At 65.3% G+C, this 19,793-nt stretch carries 16 protein-coding genes; 9 read left to right on the top strand and 7 right to left on the bottom strand.

Going from position 1 to position 19,793, the window contains the following annotated elements; all coding sequences use genetic code 11:
* Positions 1-75: 75 nt before the first annotated feature.
* Positions 76-1,443: a metallophosphoesterase family protein gene (locus GXY47_01945; protein ID NLV29891.1), complete on the top strand. Its 1,368-nt coding sequence runs from the start codon at positions 76-78 to the stop codon at positions 1,441-1,443.
* 50 nt (positions 1,444-1,493) lie between these two features.
* On the opposite strand, the gene GXY47_01940 is transcribed toward GXY47_01945, so the two are convergent.
* From GXY47_01940 to GXY47_01930, 3 genes are read right to left on the bottom strand one after another with little or no spacing between them, the layout of a single operon-like run.
* On the bottom strand, positions 1,494-3,182 hold the full coding sequence (locus GXY47_01940; GenBank protein NLV29890.1) for an FAD-dependent oxidoreductase: 1,689 nt from the start codon (positions 3,180-3,182) through the stop codon (positions 1,494-1,496).
* Positions 3,183-3,231: 49 nt separating this feature from the next.
* On the bottom strand, positions 3,232-4,200 hold the full coding sequence (locus GXY47_01935) for a radical SAM protein (GenBank protein ID NLV29889.1): 969 nt from the start codon (positions 4,198-4,200) through the stop codon (positions 3,232-3,234).
* On the bottom strand, positions 4,197-4,592 hold the full coding sequence (locus tag GXY47_01930; GenBank protein ID NLV29888.1) for a hypothetical protein: 396 nt from the start codon (positions 4,590-4,592) through the stop codon (positions 4,197-4,199). Before GXY47_01930 ends, GXY47_01935 begins: the two co-directional genes overlap by 4 nt.
* 280 nt (positions 4,593-4,872) lie before the next feature.
* On the opposite strand from GXY47_01930, the gene GXY47_01925 reads away from it, so the two are divergent.
* Genes GXY47_01925 through GXY47_01910 form a run of 4 tightly spaced genes read left to right on the top strand, consistent with a single transcriptional unit; the run spans position 4,873 to position 8,419 of the window.
* Entirely contained in the window at positions 4,873-5,238 is a 366-nt protein-coding gene (locus tag GXY47_01925) for a dinitrogenase iron-molybdenum cofactor biosynthesis protein (protein NLV29887.1), read from the top strand.
* Positions 5,235-6,122 (top strand): P-loop NTPase, encoded by an 888-nt coding sequence (locus tag GXY47_01920; protein ID NLV29886.1) that lies wholly within the window; start codon positions 5,235-5,237, stop codon positions 6,120-6,122. The genes GXY47_01925 and GXY47_01920 overlap by 4 nt, the downstream gene beginning before the upstream one ends.
* Positions 6,119-7,030 (top strand): 4Fe-4S dicluster domain-containing protein, encoded by a 912-nt coding sequence (locus GXY47_01915; GenBank protein NLV29885.1) that lies wholly within the window; start codon positions 6,119-6,121, stop codon positions 7,028-7,030. Before GXY47_01920 ends, GXY47_01915 begins: the two co-directional genes overlap by 4 nt.
* A 6-nt stretch (positions 7,031-7,036) precedes the next feature.
* On the top strand, positions 7,037-8,419 hold the full coding sequence (locus GXY47_01910) for a sigma 54-interacting transcriptional regulator (GenBank protein ID NLV29884.1): 1,383 nt from the start codon (positions 7,037-7,039) through the stop codon (positions 8,417-8,419).
* 19 nt (positions 8,420-8,438) lie between these two features.
* Here GXY47_01910 and GXY47_01905 read toward each other — a convergent pair whose 3' ends face one another.
* Positions 8,439-9,077 (bottom strand): C_GCAxxG_C_C family protein, encoded by a 639-nt coding sequence (locus GXY47_01905; protein ID NLV29883.1) that lies wholly within the window; start codon positions 9,075-9,077, stop codon positions 8,439-8,441.
* Positions 9,078-9,282: 205 nt separating this feature from the next.
* On the opposite strand from GXY47_01905, the gene GXY47_01900 reads away from it, so the two are divergent.
* Positions 9,283-11,001 (top strand): sulfatase-like hydrolase/transferase, encoded by a 1,719-nt coding sequence (locus GXY47_01900; GenBank protein ID NLV29882.1) that lies wholly within the window; start codon positions 9,283-9,285, stop codon positions 10,999-11,001.
* 144 nt (positions 11,002-11,145) lie between these two features.
* Here the strand turns inward: GXY47_01900 and GXY47_01895 are convergent, their stop codons facing one another.
* Complete coding sequence (locus GXY47_01895) at positions 11,146-12,396, bottom strand: carboxypeptidase regulatory-like domain-containing protein (GenBank protein NLV29881.1); 1,251 nt, start codon at positions 12,394-12,396, stop codon at positions 11,146-11,148.
* Positions 12,397-12,555: 159 nt separating this feature from the next.
* A complete protein-coding gene (locus tag GXY47_01890) occupies positions 12,556-15,003 on the bottom strand; it encodes a hypothetical protein (protein NLV29880.1) in 2,448 nt (815 codons plus the stop codon).
* A gap of 174 nt (positions 15,004-15,177) precedes the next feature.
* On the opposite strand from GXY47_01890, the gene GXY47_01885 reads away from it, so the two are divergent.
* The 3 genes from GXY47_01885 to GXY47_01875 all read left to right on the top strand — a co-directional run bounded on the left by GXY47_01885 (position 15,178) and on the right by GXY47_01875 (position 18,965).
* On the top strand, positions 15,178-15,396 hold the full coding sequence (locus GXY47_01885; GenBank protein NLV29879.1) for a type II toxin-antitoxin system VapB family antitoxin: 219 nt from the start codon (positions 15,178-15,180) through the stop codon (positions 15,394-15,396).
* A gap of 313 nt (positions 15,397-15,709) precedes the next feature.
* A complete protein-coding gene (locus tag GXY47_01880) occupies positions 15,710-17,683 on the top strand; it encodes a prolyl oligopeptidase family serine peptidase (GenBank protein NLV29878.1) in 1,974 nt (657 codons plus the stop codon).
* A 34-nt stretch (positions 17,684-17,717) separates the two neighbouring features.
* Positions 17,718-18,965 (top strand): PLP-dependent transferase, encoded by a 1,248-nt coding sequence (locus GXY47_01875; protein ID NLV29877.1) that lies wholly within the window; start codon positions 17,718-17,720, stop codon positions 18,963-18,965.
* A gap of 54 nt (positions 18,966-19,019) precedes the next feature.
* Here the strand turns inward: GXY47_01875 and GXY47_01870 are convergent, their stop codons facing one another.
* Positions 19,020-19,604, bottom strand: a complete 585-nt coding sequence (locus tag GXY47_01870) for a nucleotidyltransferase family protein (protein NLV29876.1) — start codon at positions 19,602-19,604, stop codon at positions 19,020-19,022.
* Positions 19,605-19,793 lie beyond the last annotated feature (189 nt).

Genomic DNA, 19,793 nt, shown 5'->3' with positions numbered 1-19,793 from the left:
TCGTAACGCGGCGGCCCGAAAGGACGCCTGCGGCGGAGGATGTCCATGTTCCACCCTGAACGAAGAGGTTGTGCGATGAAGATTTCCGGCATCAGGATCCTGGCGGCGGCGGCCCTGGCGGTCGGCCTATCCCTGGCGGTGACGGCCCAGACCCCGGGGACGGGGGCCACGGCGACGCCCGAGGCCCCAACGACGGGGGCCACGGCGACGGCCGAGGCCCCGACTACAGGGGCCTCGGCGACGCCCGATCATGTCACCCTCACCTGGACGGGAGACCCGGCCACGACGATGACGGTCACCTGGAGAACGGACGGCACGGTCGGGGAGAGCTTCGTCGAGTACGGGCAGGGGCCCACCCTCACGGGCAAAGCGCTCCGGGCGCCGGGGACGGCGCATGACTTCACCTCCGACCTGGGAACGGCCCGCGTCTTTTCCGCCACCCTGACGGGGCTCACCCCGGGCAAGCGCTACGCCTACCGGGTCGGCGGCGGCGAACGGTGGAGCGATACCTCGAGTTTCGAGACCGCCCGGAAGAAGGTCGACCGGTTCAAATTCCTCCTTTTCGGCGACAGCCAGGCCCCGATCACCGGGGACGCCCCCTTCGGCCTCTGGCGCCGCACGGCGCTCCGGGCGATCGGCGAGAACCCGGACGCCCGCTTCATGGTCATCAACGGCGACCTGACCGACTGGGGGCTGATGCAGGCCCACTGGAACGCCTGGTTTGCCGCCTCCCGGGGCATCATCGACCGGCTCCCCCTCATGCCGGTATCGGGGAACCACGAGCATTACGGGTCCAGGAAGGTCTCGAGGCAGGATTACTACCTCGCGCAGTTCACCCTGCCCGGGAACGGGCCCGAGGGACTCCGGGGCCAGGCCTATTCCTACGATTACGGCCCGGTGCATTTCGTGGTGCTCGACAGCCAGCAGGTGGAGCAGCGCCAGCAGGGGGACATCCTCACGGCCCAGAAGGCGTGGCTCGAGCGGGACCTGGCGGCGAGTGCGGCCCCCTGGAAGATCGCCTTCTTCCACCGCCCCCCCTACGGAACCAAGATGAACCGGGACGAGGCCGAAATCCGGGACGCCTTCTGCCCCATCCTGGAGCGTCACGGCGTCGACCTGGTTTTCAGCGCCCACGACCACGGGATCGCCCGCACCCCCCCCATGAAGGGGGGCGTCGCGATGAAAAAGGCCTCGGAGGGGACGATCTACCTCGTCGTGGGGCAGAGCGGGGGCAAGACCTACAAGGACAACGTGAAGAAGGAGTTCCACGGCTTCTTCTACAACCCCCTCGACCAGCCCAACTACTGGGTGCTGGAGGTCTCGAAAAAGAAGCTCGCGGTGAGGGTGCTGAAACTGGACGGGACGACCATCGACTCCTTCGAGATCGACCGGAAGGGAAACTTCAAACAGAAAGAGCAGCTGCAGGAAAAGAAGGCGGCCTAGCCCGGCCGACCGGCGGGGGGGAGCGGGACACTCCGCACCCCCCCGCCGGCTCAGGAGCCCATTTCCTTCTCAAACGGCCACATGGCCAGCCCGCCGTCGAGAACCTTCACGTTGCCGAATCCCGCCCCGGCCAGGACGCGCGACGCTTCGTATCCCCGGAGCGAAATGGCGCAATAGCAGACGACCTCCTTGTCGCGCGGGATCTCCGCCAGCCTCCGGCGCAGGGCGCCGAGCGGGACCAGGGTGGATTTAGGGAGCCGCACCTCCGCGTACTCCTCCGGGGAGCGGGCATCGAGCAGGAAGAAGTCCTCGCTTGCCTGGAGTTTGCGCTGGAGTTCCTCGGCCGTGATCCCGACCATGAAACCGTCGCGCTTGTTGCGCACGACGTTGGCCGCCGTGATGAGGTTGTCCATCGCGGAGGCGTAGGGGGGGGCGTAGCTGAGATCCAGCCCGGCGACGTCGTCGATCGTCATCCCCGCCGTGACCGCGGTGGCCGCCACGTCGATCCGCTTGGCCCCTTCCCCGGGCCCCGTGATCTGCACCCCCAGCAGCCTCCCGGTCTTCCGGTCGGCCACCATCTTCACCAGGAGCGGTTTGGACTCGGACATGTAATGGGCCCTGTCTGAACCCGGGACCATCGCGCTGATCACCTCGTACCCCGCGCTTGCAGCCGCCCGTTCCGTCAACCCGGTCCGCCCGGCGCAATAATCGAAGACCTTGCAGATCGAGCTCCCGACGATGCCCGGAAAGGCCTCGTCGCCGCCGCAGATGTTGACGGCGACCACGCGCCCCTGCTTGTTGGCCGTGGAACCGAGCGGCACGAAGCACGCCTCCCCCGTGATCCGGTCGACGCACTCGACGCAATCCCCCGCGGCGTAGATGTCGGGGTCCGAGGTCTGGAGGTGGTCGTTGACGCGGATGGCGCGGGTCTTGTCCCCGATCTCGAGCCCCGCCTGCCGGGCGAGCGCCACGTTGGGCCGCACCCCGATGGCGAGGATGACCATGTCGGCGGGTATCTCCCCCTTGTCCGTCTTCACGTGGGTGACATTCCCCCCGCCGCCACGGTCCTCGAGCGCCATCGCCCGGGTGTCGGTCAGGACGCGTACCCCCTTCGATTCCATGTAGTTTTCGACCAGGCGCGCCATCTCCCAGTCGAGCATGCCGAGGATCTGCGGCATCATCTCCACGATGGTGACCCGGCAGCCGTGCGTCACCAGGGCTTCGGTGGCCTCCACCCCGATCAGGCCGCCGCCGACGACGACCACGTCCTTGGCCGTGCGCTCGGCGAGCACGCTCTTGATCCCCTCGGCGTCGTGGACGCCGTGAAGCGTGAAGACGTTCCCCTTGTCCACCCCGGGGATCGGGGGGATCACGGGGGTCGCCCCGGTGGCCAGCACCAGCTTGTCGTATTCGAGCGTCGACTCCTGCCGCGTGGCCAGGTCCTTGATGCGGACGCGCCGGGCGGCGCGGTCGATCTCGAGCGCCTCGGTGCCGCTCCGGACCTCGAGGTTTTTCACGTTCCGGAAGAACGCGGTGTCCCGGATCACGCCGGCCGAGGTCTCCATCAGTTCCCGCTGTTCCTTGATCTCGCCCGACACGTAATAGGGGAGGCCGCATCCCGCGTAGGAGAGGAACGACCCCTTTTCGATGATGGTGACATGGGCGTCCGGCACCATGCGGATGATCTTCGACGCGGCTTTGGGGCCCGCGGCCACCCCCCCGATGATGACGACTTTCACGCTCTCTCCTTTCCCGGCGGCGCGCCGGATCGACCGAAACCGGCCATGATTATAATCGCTTATGCCCCGGGACGGCGTAGAAAGTCCGTCCCCCGGTCGAAACGGTTTCGACCCTGCCGGCCGCCTTCAGGGCCTCGAGCAGCTTCAGCGCCTCCATCGGATGCATGCCGAGGCCGCGGGCGATGTCCCCGGGTGTCGCGGGGCGCCGCTCGAGCAGCGCCATTACCGCATCCCCGGAGGGGACGGAGCCGTACGGGGCCCCCGGGCCGGGAGGCCCGTCCTCATCCGCTGCGGGGGGGGCGATGATCTCGGACCTGCCCGCAAAGATTTCCTGCAGGCGGCTCAACTGCTCCCGGGTTACCGGCCGGGCGAACCCTTCGGCGGGAGGGCGCGCCACCGTGCTCAGCTGAATCCGGTCGACGCGGCAGCGAGAGAGATGGCGCGCGATCTTTTCGACCTCGCCCCGGATCCCGGTAACACCTCCGAGAAGCAGGACTTCCATCCATACCCGACCGCGGAATCCCCGGGTGAACGCCTCGAGCCCTTCGACCATCCGCTCGAAGGTGACCTCCTCGTGCGGGCGGTTCACGTAATGGAAGAGGTCCCCGTCCCCGGCGTCCAGCGACGGGAGCACGAGATCGGCCCCCGCGAGCGCCTCCCGGACTTCCGGCTTCCACAAAAGGGAACCATTGGTGAACACGGCCAGCGGGATATCGGACATTTCCTTGATCCTGCGGATCAACTCCCCCATTCCGCTGTGGAGCGTCGGCTCCCCCGACCCCGCAAGACTGACGTAATCGGCCTCCTTCCCCTCGGCCAGCTTTCGCCTCAACTCCTCGAGAAGATCGGCGACGGGGACATACTCCCTCCGCTCGACGGTCTTGTCGGTGGTCCTGCCCAGGTGGCAGTAGACACAGTCGTAGCTGCAGGTCTTGTAGGGCACGAGGTCGAGGCCCAGGGACCGCCCCAGGCGGCGCGACGGGACAGGCCCGTAGATGTAACGGCAACGCTCCATCATTCGACTCCGCGCGTCTTTTCCCGCGCCGAACGGCAGCGCCGGCGCCGGACGCGATCACCGCCGCACCCGGGCATCAGCAGGGCGCCGCTTTCGATTCTCCCGTCGAGGACCGCGCCGATCACCTCGTCCATCGAACCGCAGATGTGGGGAATGATCCGGATGCCGGCGGAGGAGAGGGCCGCCCGCTGGGTCTGGGATATCATGCCGCAGACCAGGACCTCCACCCCCAACCGGGGGAACAACTCGGCCCGCTCGAACGGGTTGTGCGCCACGAGCGCCTCTTCCCGCCGATGCCGCTCCCGCCCCTGCTCGACATCCACGAGCAGGATCCTGCTGGCCTCGTCGAAAACCGGGGAAACCCGTCCTTCCCACAGGGGGATTGCGACTCTCATGCCTTCGGCGTTGCAAATGGCGTGCCAGACCCTCCAGCCGTCTTTGCGGCCTTTTTCCCCATGGGGGCCCGATACCCATGCAATATAACCGAATCCAACCGCGCCACTGCGGGCATTTTGCAATGGCCGCCCCCCCCTCCGGCATCCGGCGGGTCGAAATCCCCCGTTTTTGGCCCCGGCGGGGGTCTCGGGCTTCTGGCACGACTCCTGCATTGACATTCGGGGTGGCGCCGGGGTACGGCGCCGCGCAACGGTCTTTATCCAAGGAGGTCTTAACCGAATGAAAATCACCATCAGCTCCCAGGGGAACACCCTCGATTCCATGGTGGACCCCCGCTTCGGACGGGCGGCGCAGTTCATTCTCTATGATACGGAAACGAAAAAGTTCGAGGTGGTCTCCAACGAGCAGAGCCTCAACGCGGCGCAGGGCGCGGGCATCAAGGCCGCCGAGACCCTCTCGAGCCTGGGGTCCGGGGCATTGATCACGGGCCACTGCGGCCCCAACGCCTTCCAGACCCTCTCCGCCGCCGGGATCGCGATCTACACCGGCGCCGACGGGCTCACGGTAGGTCAGGCCATCGAAAAGTTCCAGGCCGGCCAGCTCCGGACGGCCGCCGCCTCCGACGTCAGGGGCCACTGGAAATGATCATCGCCATCGCTTCCGGGAAAGGGGGGACCGGGAAAACGACCATTGCGGCCAATCTTGCCATGTGCCTGCAGAAGCCCGTGCGGCTGCTGGATTGCGATGTCGAGGAACCCAACTGCCACATCTTCCTGAAACCCGATGCTGACGGCGGCGAACGGGCCACGCTTCCGGTGCCCGTCATCAACGAAGAACTGTGCAACAACTGCGGCGAATGCGGCCGCATCTGCCAGTTCAACGCCATCGTTTCGCTGAAGACGAAACCCCTGGTGTTCCCCTCCCTCTGCCATGGGTGCGGCGGGTGCCTCAGGGTCTGCCCCACCGGGGCCATCACCGAGGCCGAGCGCGAGATCGGCACCGTCGAAACGGGGACGAGCGGCCACGTGCAGTTCGTCCAGGGCCGTCTCGACGTGGGGGAGGCGCAGAGTCCTCCCCTGATCCGGGCCGTCAAACAGCACATCGCGGAGGAAGGGGTGACCATCATCGACTGTCCCCCGGGGACCTCCTGCCCGGTGATCGCCGCGGTGAAGGGGTGCGATTACGCCGTCCTCGTCACCGAATCGACCCCTTTCGGGCTGCACGACCTGAAGCTGGCCGTGGCCACCATGCGCCTGCTCCACCTCGATTTCGGGGTCGTGATCAACCGGACGACCTCGCGCGACGCCATGGTCCGGGAGTTCTGCAGGAAGGAGCACATCCCGGTCCTGCTCGAAATCCCCGACGATCGCAGGGTGGCCGAGGCCTACTCCCGCGGCAGGCTGATCGTCGAGGCGGTGCCCGAACTCAGGGAATCCTTCGAGCGGCTCTGTTCCTCGGTCATCTCCAGGATCCAGAACCGCGCTGCGGCTCCGCCCCCCTGCGGCGGGTCCGCCCCGGGGGTGTCATGAAAGAACTGGTCGTGATCAGCGGCAAGGGGGGGACCGGCAAGACCAGCCTGACCGCCTCCTTCGCCGCCCTGGCCGGGGACGCCGTGATCGCCGACTGCGATGTCGACGCCTCGGACCTCCACCTGGTGTTGTCGCCCAAAGTCCTCGACACCCGGGAGTTCCGGAGCGGCCACGAAGCCTCCATCCGGTCCGGCGATTGCATCGCCTGCGGCATCTGCCGCGACGTGTGCCGCTACGACGCCGTCCGCCCGGTCTTCAAAAACGGGCGCAAGGCCCACTATGCCGTGGACGCCGTCGCCTGCGAGGGGTGCGGCGTCTGCGTCCGGTTCTGCCCCGAGCAGGCCATCGATTTCCCGCAGCGGGTGTGCGGGGAATACCGCACGGGCGAAACCCGCTTCGGCCCGATGATCTACGCGCAGCTGGGGATCGGGGCGGAAAATTCCGGGAAGCTGGTGTCGACCGTCCGCAAGGAGGCCCGCAGGATCGCCGAGGCCCGCGGGGCGCGATGGATCCTGGTGGACGGGCCGCCCGGGATCGCCTGTCCCGTCATCGCCTCCATCACCGGCAGTTCGCTCGCCCTCATCGCGGTGGAGCCCACCCTTTCGGGCATCCACGACATGCAAAGGGTGCTCGACCTGACCCGGCACTTCGCCGTCCCGGCCTTCGTCTGCGTCAATAAATGGGAGCTCAACCCGCAGATGACCGAACAGATCGAGGCCGCCGCGCAAGCGTCCGGCGTCTCGCTGGCAGGCAGGATCCGCTACGACCGGGCCGTCACCGACGCCCAGGTCCGGGGGATTACGGTCGTGGAGTACGGGGGGGGGGCGGCCGAGGACATCCGTGCCGTCTGGAGCACCCTGGCCGAAGTGCAGGACAGCCGTGCGGCCCCCGCAATCATGGAAGTCTGACAAGCCATGGCACCCGGAAAGCCGGATGGCGACGGGACGGCCTCGACCACCGAGGCGATCCTGGAAAGCATCTCCGACGGGGTATTCACCGTCGACGCCGGGTGGCGCGTCACCAGTTTCAACCGGGCGGCGGAGAAGATCACCGGGGTCCGCCGCGCCGACGCCGTCGGCCGCCGCTGCAGCGACGTCTTCCGCTCGAGCCTCTGCGGGCGGGAGTGCGCTCTCGGCAAGACGCTGAAAACGGGGAAACCCGTCATCAGCCGCTCCGCCTACATCATCAACGCCGCCGGCGACCGGATCCCCGTCAGCCTGTCGACGGCCGTGCTGCGGGACGCATCCGGCCGCGTCATCGGCGGGGCGGAGACCTTCCGCGACCTCTCCGAAATCGAGGCCCTGCGCCGGGAACTCGAGGGGAACGTCCATGTCGGCGACCTCTCGAGCCGCAGCCCCCTCATGCGGCGCGTTCTCGAGGTCCTGCCCGCCGTCGCCGCGAGCCCCAGCACCGTCCTCATCCTGGGGGAGACCGGGACCGGCAAGGAGGTGGTGGCCCGGACGATCCACTCGCATAGCGCCCGCTCGGGCGGCCCCTTCGTCGCGGTCAATTGCGGCGCCCTCCCCGAGACCCTGCTCGAATCGGAACTGTTCGGGTACCGCGCGGGGGCCTTCACCGGCGCGGCCAGGGACCGCCCGGGTCGCTTCGCCCTGGCGCGCGGGGGGACTTTGTTTCTCGACGAGATCGCCGAAATCCCCCCGGCGATGCAGGTCAAGCTGCTGCGCGTGCTCCAGGAGCGGACGTACGAGCCTCTGGGGTCGTCGCGGGAGGAAAGCACCGACGCCCGCATCGTCGCGGCTACCAACCGGGACCCCGCCCAGCAGGTACGCCGGGGACTGTTCCGCGAGGACCTCTACTACCGCATCAACGTGGTGCGCATCGAACTCCCCCCCCTGCGGCGGCGCAAGGAGGACATCCCGCTCCTGGCCGGGGAGTTCATCAGCCGCTTCAACCGGCTGCAGGGCAAGCAAGTGACCGGGATCGCGCCCGACTCCCTCCCCCTGCTCATGGCCCACGACTGGCCCGGCAACATCCGCGAATTGGAAAACGTGATCGAGAGGGCCTTCATCCTCTGCAGCGAGGGACCGATCGAGCGAAGGCATCTCCCGGAGGAGATCGCGGGGGGGGAGGCGCGGGCGGGCGCCGGGGGGCGCATGCGGTCGGCCCACGATATCCTGGAAGCCCAGACCATCCGCAGCGCCCTCGAGCAGGCCGGCTTCAACCGGCTGCGCGCCGCGCGGGAACTGGGCATCCACAAGACCACCCTCTTCCGGAAGATCAAAAAGCTGGGGATCGTGCTCCCCGACAGGGACGGCCGCGCCCGGGATGGGACGTAGCCCAGGGCGGTCCGGGCCGTCAGCCGTTTTCGACGACGTCCTCGAGAATGATCTCCGTCGCGATCCTCGCCCCGATCCCCGGGAGCAGGCCGCACTTTTCAAACCCCTTCTCCCGCTCGAACCTCGCCATGTTTTCCGGGCTGGCGCCCGGGTCCATGTACCGGCCGAAGACGACGTCCTCCTGGATCTTGGGGCAGGTGTAGGCGCCCACCGTCTCCCCGAACCGCTCCATGAACCGCTTCGCCAGCCTCATGGTAGCCCCCACGGCCTCCCGGTCCCCCAGGTCGTCGCTCCCCCGGTAGAGCCCGATGGCGACGAGGCCCCCCGTGACCCCCCCGCACATCCAGCCGGTGCTTCCGAAGCCGGGGAACGGGGAGAGGGCGCGCAGGACCTCGACGCTCCCCAGTCCGAATTCCTCCATCACGGCCAGCGCCGTGCTGCGCGCGCAGTTCCTTGCGAAGCAGTTGTACTCCTCGGCCCGCAGCTCGACCCGGGCTAGGATCCGCTCCCGCTCGCGCACGGCCTCATCCGGGCGGGGGAGCCTCCGGCGGAATCCCGCCGCGACGGCCTCCCGGCACCGGGCCTCGATCGCGGTCATGTCCCATTCCCGCCCGGCCAGCTCCCTCAGTTTCGCCTGCAGCGCCTCGTAATCCGCCATGAAATCTCACCCCCTCCGACCAGCCGTGGCGCCAGGGACCGTCCCCTCACGGCCACGGCGCCATTGTAGCCGAAGGCCTTGGGGATCCGTACCGGTTTTCGCTCCGCCCCGGAGGATGGCCAATCGGGGATTGACAACAAAACGGGTAGGATGCCACAGTATCCCAATACCCATAGGCTCACCACCATACGGAGGGAAGGACACGGTGACACTTCAAACCTTCAGTACGACCCTGCGCGGTCTGGCCCTGCTGGCGGCGCTGACGATGGCTTCCGCGCCCCCGGGCGCGGCGCAGAACCGGGACGGAGCGCGTCCGCGCCCCAACATCCTGCTCATCATCAGCGACGACATCGGCGTGGACGCGAGCAGCGACATGTATCCCGGGTTGATCGACGGCCTGGTCAGGCAGTACGGGCCCTCGGGACACAATCACGCCGACTACAAGATGATCCAGGGGCGCCCCGCGTCCACCCCGGCCCTCAACTCCCTGGCGCAGTCGGGCATGCGGTTCTCCCAGGCATGGGTGAACACCTTCTGCTCCCCCACGCGCACGTCGATGATCACCGGGCTCTATTCCGTCAAGACCGGCGTGCTGGATTACATGGGCTACCTGTCCAAGACCCATCACTCCTTCGTCCGGGACCTGAAGGAAAAGGGGGGCTACGCCACGGCCGCGTTCGGCAAGTGGCACATCGCCGGCCTGGGGCAATACCCCGGCATGAAACCGAAGGAAGCGGGTTTCGACCTCTACCGCGGCAACCTCCATGGCGGCGTCCAGACCTATCATGAATGGGACTACCACATCCAGGACGGCACCGACGCTCCCGACCAGTACCGGACGGAAAAGGCGCCGGTCCGGTCCCTGCCCGGGATCGCGCCGACCACCTTCGCCCCGGTCGTGAAGACGGCCGACGCCGTCGACTGGATCACGCGCCAGGAAAAAACGGATCCCGACAAGCCGTGGTTCGTCTGGTTCGCGTTCAACCTGTCGCATATCACGGGCCAGCAGATGCCCAATCCGATGGTCATCCCCAACGCCGACACCATGGATGAAATTTCGCGCAAGGAGATGGAGGGATGCATGGGCCCCGACGGGAAGTTCGGCACGGCCCAGGTCGGGTCCTGCTCCTCGGAAGCCCTCATGCGGGCGATGACCAACTCGATGGACTCCATGGTCCGCATCCTGCTCGACACCGTGGACCGGGTGGACAAGAACACCTACGTCATCTACATCGGCGACAACGGCACCTGGATGTTCGGCGAAAAGCGGGAGTTCATCGACAACATGTACATCACCCGGCGCGGGCGCAGCAAGGGGACGGCGTACGAGAGCGGCGTCCGCGTTTCGATGGCCGTGAGGGGACCCGGCATCAAGGCCGGCTCCCGGAGCGACGAATGGGTCAACGGGGTGGACCTGTTCTCCACCATCCTGGAACTGGGCGGCCTCGAGGTGCCCAAGGCGGTCCCCGACCGGACGGGCAGGGGAACGGTGCCGCTCGACTCGGTCTCGCTCACCCCGGTCCTGTTCAAGGGGGCCAAAGACCTGCGCGATCCCAATCGCGGCTACATGCTCGCGGAAACCGTGAACCCCGTGAGCACCGTGAAGCCGAACCTCAAGCAGGCGGCCGCCCGGAACAAGACCTACAAGGTCATCTGCGACGAGAACCCGGAGACCGCCAGCTGCACCTTCTACAACCTGGCGGACGACCCGCTCGAGGAATATCCCCTCGAGAAGCCGCAGAGCTGCGCCGATTACGCGAACGGGAAATGGACGACGGCCGACGCGTCGTGGCACTTCTGCCGCCTGCAGGACGTCATCGCCACCGAATCGTTCCTGGGGCAGCCCGACTACGAGAAGCAGACGGTACCCCAGCAGCCGATGGCCAAGAAGCCCTTCCCCAAGCGGCCGGCCCAGGCCCAGTAACCTTCCGACGGCCGAAGCGGCCGGGCTCCCGCCCGGCCGCTTCCTGCCGCCTTGACGCCTCTTCCCCCTGATCCAAACCTCACGATCCCCCCCGCCATCTCCCTCTCATCGTGTCTACCTCAACATGCAGGAGCTCGAAATCATTTATGGGCGAGGGGTCAGCTCCAATACCAAATGCGATATTTCGCCAGCCTTGAGGCTAACCTTCCTCCTTACACCGGTCCAGGAAGCAGAGTAGGATATGCTCCCGCTCGCATGAACTTCATATGTACCTTCGGGAACAAAAAACAAGACTCCGGCTCCATCGAGCTCCGTACGCGAATGTATCGAAGCCGAACTCCCCGGCAAATCAATGCGCCGTATGTCCACATGAGATTCAATGAATTTGCCCGTAACACCATCTCTTACTTGAACCTCCAATTTTGCGCCTTGCCTCCGTAATTGAATGGCCACGGGCTCCGGGTCGTTCGGCGGATCATATTTCACCGTGGTATTCACTGTTTCGTCTACAGGCACAAAAAGATGGTCGCTGGTTTTCAACCAGAACGTATCGCGCTTTTCAGCTGCGAACTCAAAGGAGTCACAACCCGGCCGGGTTTCTCTCATCCTTATCTGGAACCTGCCGTCCGCGTCTGTCTTTGATCGATAGGACATTCCATAGAATTCGCATTGTAATGTAGCGGTAACATCGGCGGCTTCCGCAGGAGCCCCATCGGGATAGGTCACCAATCCTCGTATGGTTGTATTCACCGGAATAGTGCGGTCCTTCACTGGACGCTTCAATCTGCATTGATCGGGATTTGCTTTGCGGCACAGGTCGGAAAGGTAATCCGTCATATGCGACCTGTGAACCCAGCGCGGATTCATCGGATGCAGGGTATCCACATCGTCACCGGGGTAAGTTTTTAGCTTTTTCGGGAGAAGTATCTGTTCGGGATACAGCCTGATGGCGTCATCGCAAGGAGTTCCCTTATTGTCTTCAAAGATGCATTCATAGCCCGATTCCATCTTGCCGTAGCCTTCATACATCACTAGATAATATGGAGCTTCCGGATTGAAAACGGGGCTGTCAGCGGGAACACCCTCGTTCCGGAGAGATTGAAGCTTTTCTCCTGTCCGTTTCATGAAAACAAGATATTCCCCCCCTATCTCGCTCCCCTGGTAGGGACCAAAATATATGAAACGCGATTCAACCATGCCTTTAAAGACCTGCAGCATTTCAGCTTTATATATCGTGGAGCTGTGATTCTGCGACTCGCCTGCAACCACCTTCACCATCCCGACAAGGTCTGCCTCTTTGAACAGATCGTCGAGTTTTGCCGGACGCAGCGAATTCGCATAATCGTAAACGGAAGTGCCCGCCAAAAAGAAAATAAGAACAGCCAGACGCTTCATGGATGGTCTCCCAAAATGTGCTTTTGTCTTAAATATCGGAATCGCACCATTTCGTCGCAACCGGCAGGGCACCCGGAGGACCGAGAAATTCGGGCTCACCCCCCCGCCAGGATTGACTGAACCGACACTTCCCGCAACACGGAGCCATCCGGCGCCGCCTCAGATCCGGTTCTCGTGCCGGGAGATGAGGTCGTTCTGGCAGTCGCGCGTCAGCTCCACGAAATAGGCGGAGTACCCGGCGATGCGCACCACCAGGTTGCGGTACTCGTCGGGCGTCTCCTGCGCCTTGTGCAGCGTCTCGGTCGACACCACGTTGAACTGGGCCTCCGCGCCGCCGCTGTGCATGTACGCCCTGACCATGTCGCGCAGCTTGGCGATCCCGTCGTCGCGGCCGAGCGCGGTGGGGTGCAGCCGGATGTTCAGGCAGACGCCGTCCATGAATTTGCCGTGGTCGTAGCAGAGGGAGGAGAGAAACACGGCGGTGGGGCCGTTGGCGTCGCGCCCCTGGACCGGGGAAGCGGCGTCGGCGATCGGGGTCCCCGCTTTCCGGCCGTCGGGCGTCGCCCAGGTGGTGTACCCCTGCCCCACGTGGTCCGCCGCCCCGTACAGCCCGGCCTTGAAGGTCCCGGTGCGGGTGCTGTAGCACTCCTTGCAGGTGTCGTAATAGGTGTCGACCACCCAGGCCATCTGCTCGTCGGCATAGGGGTCGGCATTCCCGAAATGGGGCGCCTCGTTGATGATCCGCTGCCTCAGGCCCTCGTACCCCTCCCAGTCGGCCATCACCGCGTCGTACAGCTCCCGGGCCGTGCAGAGCTTCCGGTCGAACACCATGTACCTGATGGCGGTCAGGGAGTCCGCCACCGTGGCCAGTCCGGTCGCGGTCCCGCCGTAGGAGTTGTACTTGGCCCCGCCCCAGGTGCAGTCCTTGCCCGACTCCATGCAGCCGTCGAGCGACAGGGACAGCATCGGGTGCGGCGTGTGGTACTGGACCAGGTACTCGAGGTAATTGTTGAGGCTCACCTGGGCCTTGAGGAAGTAGCGGGCCAGGGTGCGCCAGGCTTCCCGGACCTCCTCGAACGACTTCATGTCGTACAGGTAGCCGGTATGGATCGAGCACTGCTCGCCGTTTCGGGGATTCCGGCCGTCGTTGATCGCCATGGCCATCAACTTGCTGTAGTGGATGGAAGCGTGCGGGGGGGCCACGCCGTTGGCCGCGGCGTAATCGTTCCCCGAGCCGGTGATCTCCTGGCAGCCGATGATGGCGTAGTCCCGGGCGTCCTCGAGGGTAAAGCCGAGTTCCTTGACGATGCCGGGGATGATGATGTCGTCGTTCTGGAACAGCGGCAGCCCGCCCACCTTGGTCGAGGTCTCCAGGGCCAGGGCCCACAGCGCGTCCGGGGTGCCCTTGTGGACCCGCAAGGAGATCGTGGGGTCGTGGAGGCTCAACCGGGCCAGGCTCTCCAGCACCATGGAGGTGACGGGGTTGCTGGCGTCCCCGCCGGTCGCGGGATCCACCCCGCCGATGGTGGTGTGGAGATAGGTGTTGCCGATGCCGATGATCTTGACCAGTTCGCCGGTGCCCCCGCCGTACATGGAGTTGATCTTCATGAAGAAGCAGTCGACGATCTCCTGCGCCTCTTCAAAACCGAGCCGGCCCTCTTCCAGGTCTTTTTTCAGGTACGGCCAGGTGTACTGGTCGAAGCGACCGAAGGAGCCGACATCGCCGATGAAGCTCAGGCGCAGGATGTACTGGTAGGTGATCGCCGCCTGGCACGCCTCTCGGAAGGTGCGGCAGGGGTTTTCCGAGATCCACTCCAGGCTGTCCGCCATCGACTCCAGTTCGGCCTTCCGCTTCGGGTCGGTGCAGGAAGCGGCCTTTTCCAGGCACTTCTCCGCGTAGCGCCTCAGGAGAATCGACGCGGCGTCGCAGGAGATGACGACGCCGGTGTAGAACAGGCTGCGCTGGACATCCTCGCCCATGAGGTCGTTGACGTGGGCGTCCAGCCAGTCCTGGGCCTGCCGGCGGATGGCGCCGTAACCCGTGTCGATGATCTTCCGGAAGCCCGGGGTCAGGTGGCCGGAGGGCATCATCAGCAGGGGCGCGCCCCTGACCGTGGCGGAGACCTCCAGGCGGCAAAGCTCCTCGTACCCCTTCGGCTGCCAGGCGGCCGCGATATCGTTGTAGGTACGCCCCTTCCAGTAGTCGCGGATCGACGCCAGGTCCCGGTAATCCCCGGGAGCGATCGACATGCGCAGTTCCTCCCCGTCGGGGTTGTGATAGAGGCCGTCCTCCCTGAGGGTCCAGACCCCGTTTTCGATCATGGCCGGAATCCAGCCGCTGTTGCCCCAGTCGGGCGCGTACCCGGTGCCGCAGAAATTCCGGCCGCTGTTGCCGACGATCATTTCGAAGTCCTCGACGCGTACCGTCATCTGCTCGCAGATCGCCTTCAGCACCGTGGGCCGGCGCAGGCAGGGGATGAGATTCTCGTTCTCCTGGAAGCAACGCGTCGTGATCACGGCGCTTTCCGAGTCGCTCTGGATGACACGATCCCGGATCAACTGATGCATGAGCTGCATGCGCCCGCTCACGGGCTTGAATGCGTACATGTCGGCCTCCCCTTGTTTCCCCGTCCATTATAGCAGCGGGAGGGGGGAAAAGGTGACGGGGCTGCGCGGAATCGGCCGGCGCGTCGCTCCCCGGGTCCCTAGAGAGGCGTCTTCCGGTCCCCCGGTCCCCGCTTGACAGTAGCGTTCCCTGTTGATGAGTTGCATACTATGGAAATGAAACGTAGGCATCCTGTGCTGGATGAAGATCTGCTGGAAGAAGCCGTCCGGGTGTCCGGCTCGAAAACCTATTCCAAGGCCGTCGACAGGGCGCTCCGGGATTTTGTCCGCCGCGCCAGGGCCCGGCGCATCCTCGAACTTGCCGGTTCGGGCCTCTGGGAAGGGGATCTCGCCGCCATGCGGAAGGATCAGCCCCGTCGCGGGAGCGACCGGTGAGCGCGTTGATCCTGGTGGACACCTCTGTCTGGATTGAGGCCTTCCGCGCCCGCGACTACGCTCAATTGGCACAGGTATCGGCGCTTCAGCAGCGCGGGGTCTGAGCCCTATCAACGCGAGAGCCAGGGTTTCCCGGACCCTTGCATCGGGGGGCGGCACCGACCGGCATACCGCGGAAGTCGGCGGAGTGTTCCCGGGTTTGCTTCGGCCCGGAGAGGGATGATGCAAAAAACATGAACTTGAATATGAGGAGATCCCCGGCATGTTGATGAAGAATGCGCGTCTGTTTCCGTTGGTCTTGGCAGCCACGGCTATGGCAGCCATGACCATGGCCGCCGCGGCCTTTGCGCTCGATTACTCCGGCAGGCAAAAGAACCCGGCGACCTTCGAAACCCTCGAGGAGGCACGCGTAAGCGGTCCCGTCGCCGTCGCGTCCCTCGAGGGGAACGCCGGGGGGACCTTCAAATCCCACCCGGTCCTTGACGGTTACCCGGCCGACACCACCTACATCTACCGGTCGCCGAACCTGTACGGTGGACGCGCCGCGGCCCGGCTCAACACGGACATCCTCGTGTTCGCGGAGAAATCCTTTCCCGGCAAGGACGCGGCCCGGCGGTACCTCGAAGACCTCGGGTTGATACGCATCATCGACGAGGCGATCGGCAGCGTCATCCTGGTCACCCCGGCCGACGGAAAAGAGTTCGGCCCCAACGACCAGAAATACTACTACGCCCTCCAGACGGCCATCTTCGCCCAGAAGGCGGGGGAAAGCTCCGGGCCGCCCTTCGGCCGCGCTCCCGGAGCGGGAGCCAAACCCGCCCTGGGCGCCCCCCCCGCGCCCGCAGGCAAGCCCGGCCCCGGGGCCGGCCCGGGGCCCGGGATGTTCGGGGCGCGGGGACCCAGGTATTCCGACGCCGAATATTTCGGCGGCTTCGGCTATACCTACGTCATCGGGATCGACGGCGGAGCCGCCTACCTGAACAATCACGTCGCGGGGACGCTGGACTACGTCAGCAGGATCGCCGGGATGCTGCTGATCGGCGGGAGCATGGAAACCGGTCGCGATGTCGCCGCTCTCGTCCCCGTATACCTGGTGAACGCGCCCGACCGGGTGGTGGAAGCGTATAAAAAGGCCAACGACACGGACGCCTATGAAAAAAACGGGGATGTGGAGGCGTTCTTCGACCAGTCCCTCCCGCTGAAGAGGGTGGTTGTGGCCCGGGACCGGAATCCGGACCTCGCCCGGTATATCCGAAACGCCTACTATGACCTGTTCATCAAGGCGATGCGCGTGCCGGTGGGCCGGCCGGGTCTTCACAGCGCGTCCACCCCTTACCAGGGTTACAGCATGGACCAGGCCCCGTTATCCCTCTGCGAACGCAACGCCGTCATCGACGGCGCCACCCGGGACGGCATTCGCGTCATCGGCCGCAGCCAGGACAGGTTCAGCCACATCAAGACCCCAAGCGGCGAATACCTGCAGACCTGGTTCGAGTACCTGCCCGAAGAAGTGCTCCGAAACACCGCCCCGCCCGGAACGGTGCCCCTGGTCCTTGCCAACCACGGAGGCGGGGACGACCCCCGCCAGTTCATCGAAGAAATCGGCCTGCTGCCGCTGGCCGGCAGCGAGCGCTTCGCCATGGTCGCACCGGAACACCAGAGCATCGGCCAGATCCTTTCGGAATCCCTCCCCGCGCTGGTGGAGTACATGCTCGCCACCTATCCCGCGCTCGACCCGGCGCGCGTGTACGTCACGGGTTACTCCATGGGCGGGGCCGCGACTCTGAGGGCCGTCAACGGAAAACCGTCCCTGTTCGCCGCGGCGGTCCCGATGGCGGCGGCCCCGTACACCGGGACCCCGGAGGAGGTGGCGCAGTTCCAGAAGGCCCGCCTGCCGGTCCTGTTCACCACTTCCTCCTTCGACCTGGGGGGCGCGTTCGATCAGGCCCGGGGCACCATCGCCGGCGGATACCAGGCGCAACTCAACCTGTTCCTCGGCTACAACGGGATGGAGAAGATAGCGGCGTACGATTTCGAGGCGTACCCGGTGAACGGGTTCAAGGCCGACCGGATGGTGCGGGTGCGGCTCAACGGAGAATACGACAGCTGCCTCTGGTATCTCAACGACGCCGCCGGCGTCCCCATGGTCGCGCTCTCCTATACCACGAACCTCCAGCATGCGCTCTACCCGGAATACGGCAGGATCGCGTGGGAGTTCTTCAAGCGCTACTCCCGCGACCCGCAGACCGGCAAAATCCGCTACAACCCGCACGGCGGCGGATTTTAGGCGAAGGCCCGTGCGGGCTGAAGGGAGCCCAGCCATGAAAACCAGGAAACCGACGTATGTAGTCCGTCCACCCACGGCAGTGCTGACGCGCGGATTCGATCCGGCCCTTTCGGTCGGATCGGCGCGCCCGGCGGTGTTCCGCTCCTCCACCTATGTGTTCTCCTCCCCGGAATCGGCCGAAAGGGCGTTTGCCGTCGCCCTGGGCCAGGCGCAGCCGGAGGCGGGGGAGAACATCGACCTGATCTACGCCCGCCTGTCGCATCCCAACGCCGAGATCCTGGAAGACCAGGTGGTGCCGCTGGAACCCTCGGCCGGGGCGGCGGCGGTGTTCAATTCCGGCATGGCGGCCATATCGACCCTGTTCTTCACCTTCTGTCCGCAGGGGAGCAGCTTCCTCTATACGACGCCGTTGTACGGCGGCACGTACCACCTGATCCACCACATCCTGCAGCCGCTGGGCTTTCGCGGCATCCCGGTGCGTGCCGGGGACACCGCCGGCATGCGCCGGGCCATCCGCGGGGCCTCGGGGCTGAAGCTGATCTTCATCGAGACCCCGGCCAATCCCGTTCTGACCATGACCGACATCGCGGCCGCCTCCGGGGAGGCGAAACAGCATCCCGACGCCCCCCTCGTGGCGGTCGACAACACCTTTTTGGGTCCGGCGTTTCAGCATCCGCTCCTGCACGGCGCCGACCTGGTGGTGTACTCTGCCACCAAGTACCTGTCGGGTTTCAGCGATCTGCTCGGGGGCGTGGTGCTGGCGCGCGAACCCTATCTCGTCGCGCACCTGCACGGTGTCCGGGCCATCCTGGGCAATATCCTGCAGCCGGATGAATGCTGGATGCTCAACGGCCGGCTGCCGACCGTGGCGCTGCGCATGAACAAGCAGAGCAAGAGCGCGCAGAGGATCGCCGAAACGCTGGCCGCGCACGACAAGATTGCCGCGGTGCACTACCCCGCGCAGTTCGGCGACCCGGACCAGGTCCGCATCCGCGACGCCCAGTGCCGTTTCCCGGGCGCCATGGTCGCCTTCGAACTGAAGGGGGGCAAGCGGGCGGCCTTCGATTTCCTGCGCCGTCTCCGGATCGCGCGCAACGCCGTGAGCCTCGGGGGGGTGGAAACGCTGGTCTGCCATCCGGCCACGACGACCCATTCGGAGCTGAGCCCCGAAGACCGGCAGGCTTACGGCATCACCGATGCGCTGGTCCGGATCTCCGTCGGCATCGAAGACTGGCGCGACCTGCTGCACGACTTTCACCAGGCGCTGGACGAGGTTCCGTAGGGGCGGACGGGAGACCGCCGGGATTCGGGCCAAGCGCGTGCCATGGCGCAGGGACTAGTGCGGCCGCCTGTTGTCCGGAGAGTCAAGCGCCTGGATCACACGATCCCAGATTTCGATAACCCCCAGTTGGATGGCCCAATCATGGATGTAGGACCTGTCGATTTCGGCCCCGCTGATCTTCAATATGCCGGCGATATCCCGCAAGTGCTTGTCGGATCCTCCCTCCTTGTAGTAACGCATCTTCATGATGATGATATCTTCCGGAGAAGCGAAGTTCGCCTCATAGCCTTCTCCGGGTTTGATTCTGCGGATTCGACGGAATCGGCTCTCATTAAAAGGACACTGATCCCGAATCACGATGTCCATCTTCAGCCCTGACGCCGGGTGGATGATGTTAAACTGCGTCCGGCGCCGGATCGCGTCCCGAATCATGTCCTCACTGACATAGAACTGATCGCATGGAAGTTCCGCCAGAAATCCACAAATGTGGGCAGCCTCCATTCCGGTCACGATATCGATGTCGTTGGTGAGCCGGGGTTCGCCATAGGCCATCGCGGCGACGGACCCGGTTACAAAATAGGGGATCCGCAGCTTCTCGAAGATTCTCACCATCACTTCCAGTAATTCATAGGGTCCCATGGAGAAATCTCCTGGACACTTCCATTTCGGTTTGCCGCTGAGACCATTCCGGGTGAATATGACGAATGTGGGCGGAAAGCATCCGTCGCGCCGACAACCACATCTCAAAGCCAATGCGCAGCCTTTCGCCCGGGGTCTTCTTTCTCAGAATCTCCGCGACAAGATCGTCGACGGCTTCGATTTGCCTGA

This window comes from Acidobacteriota bacterium (assembly GCA_012729555.1).
Classification (GTDB): Bacteria; Acidobacteriota; UBA6911; order UBA6911; family UBA6911; genus UBA6911.
Note: the sequence above shows the minus strand (reverse complement) of the source record. Positions and strands in the feature narration are given on the sequence as shown.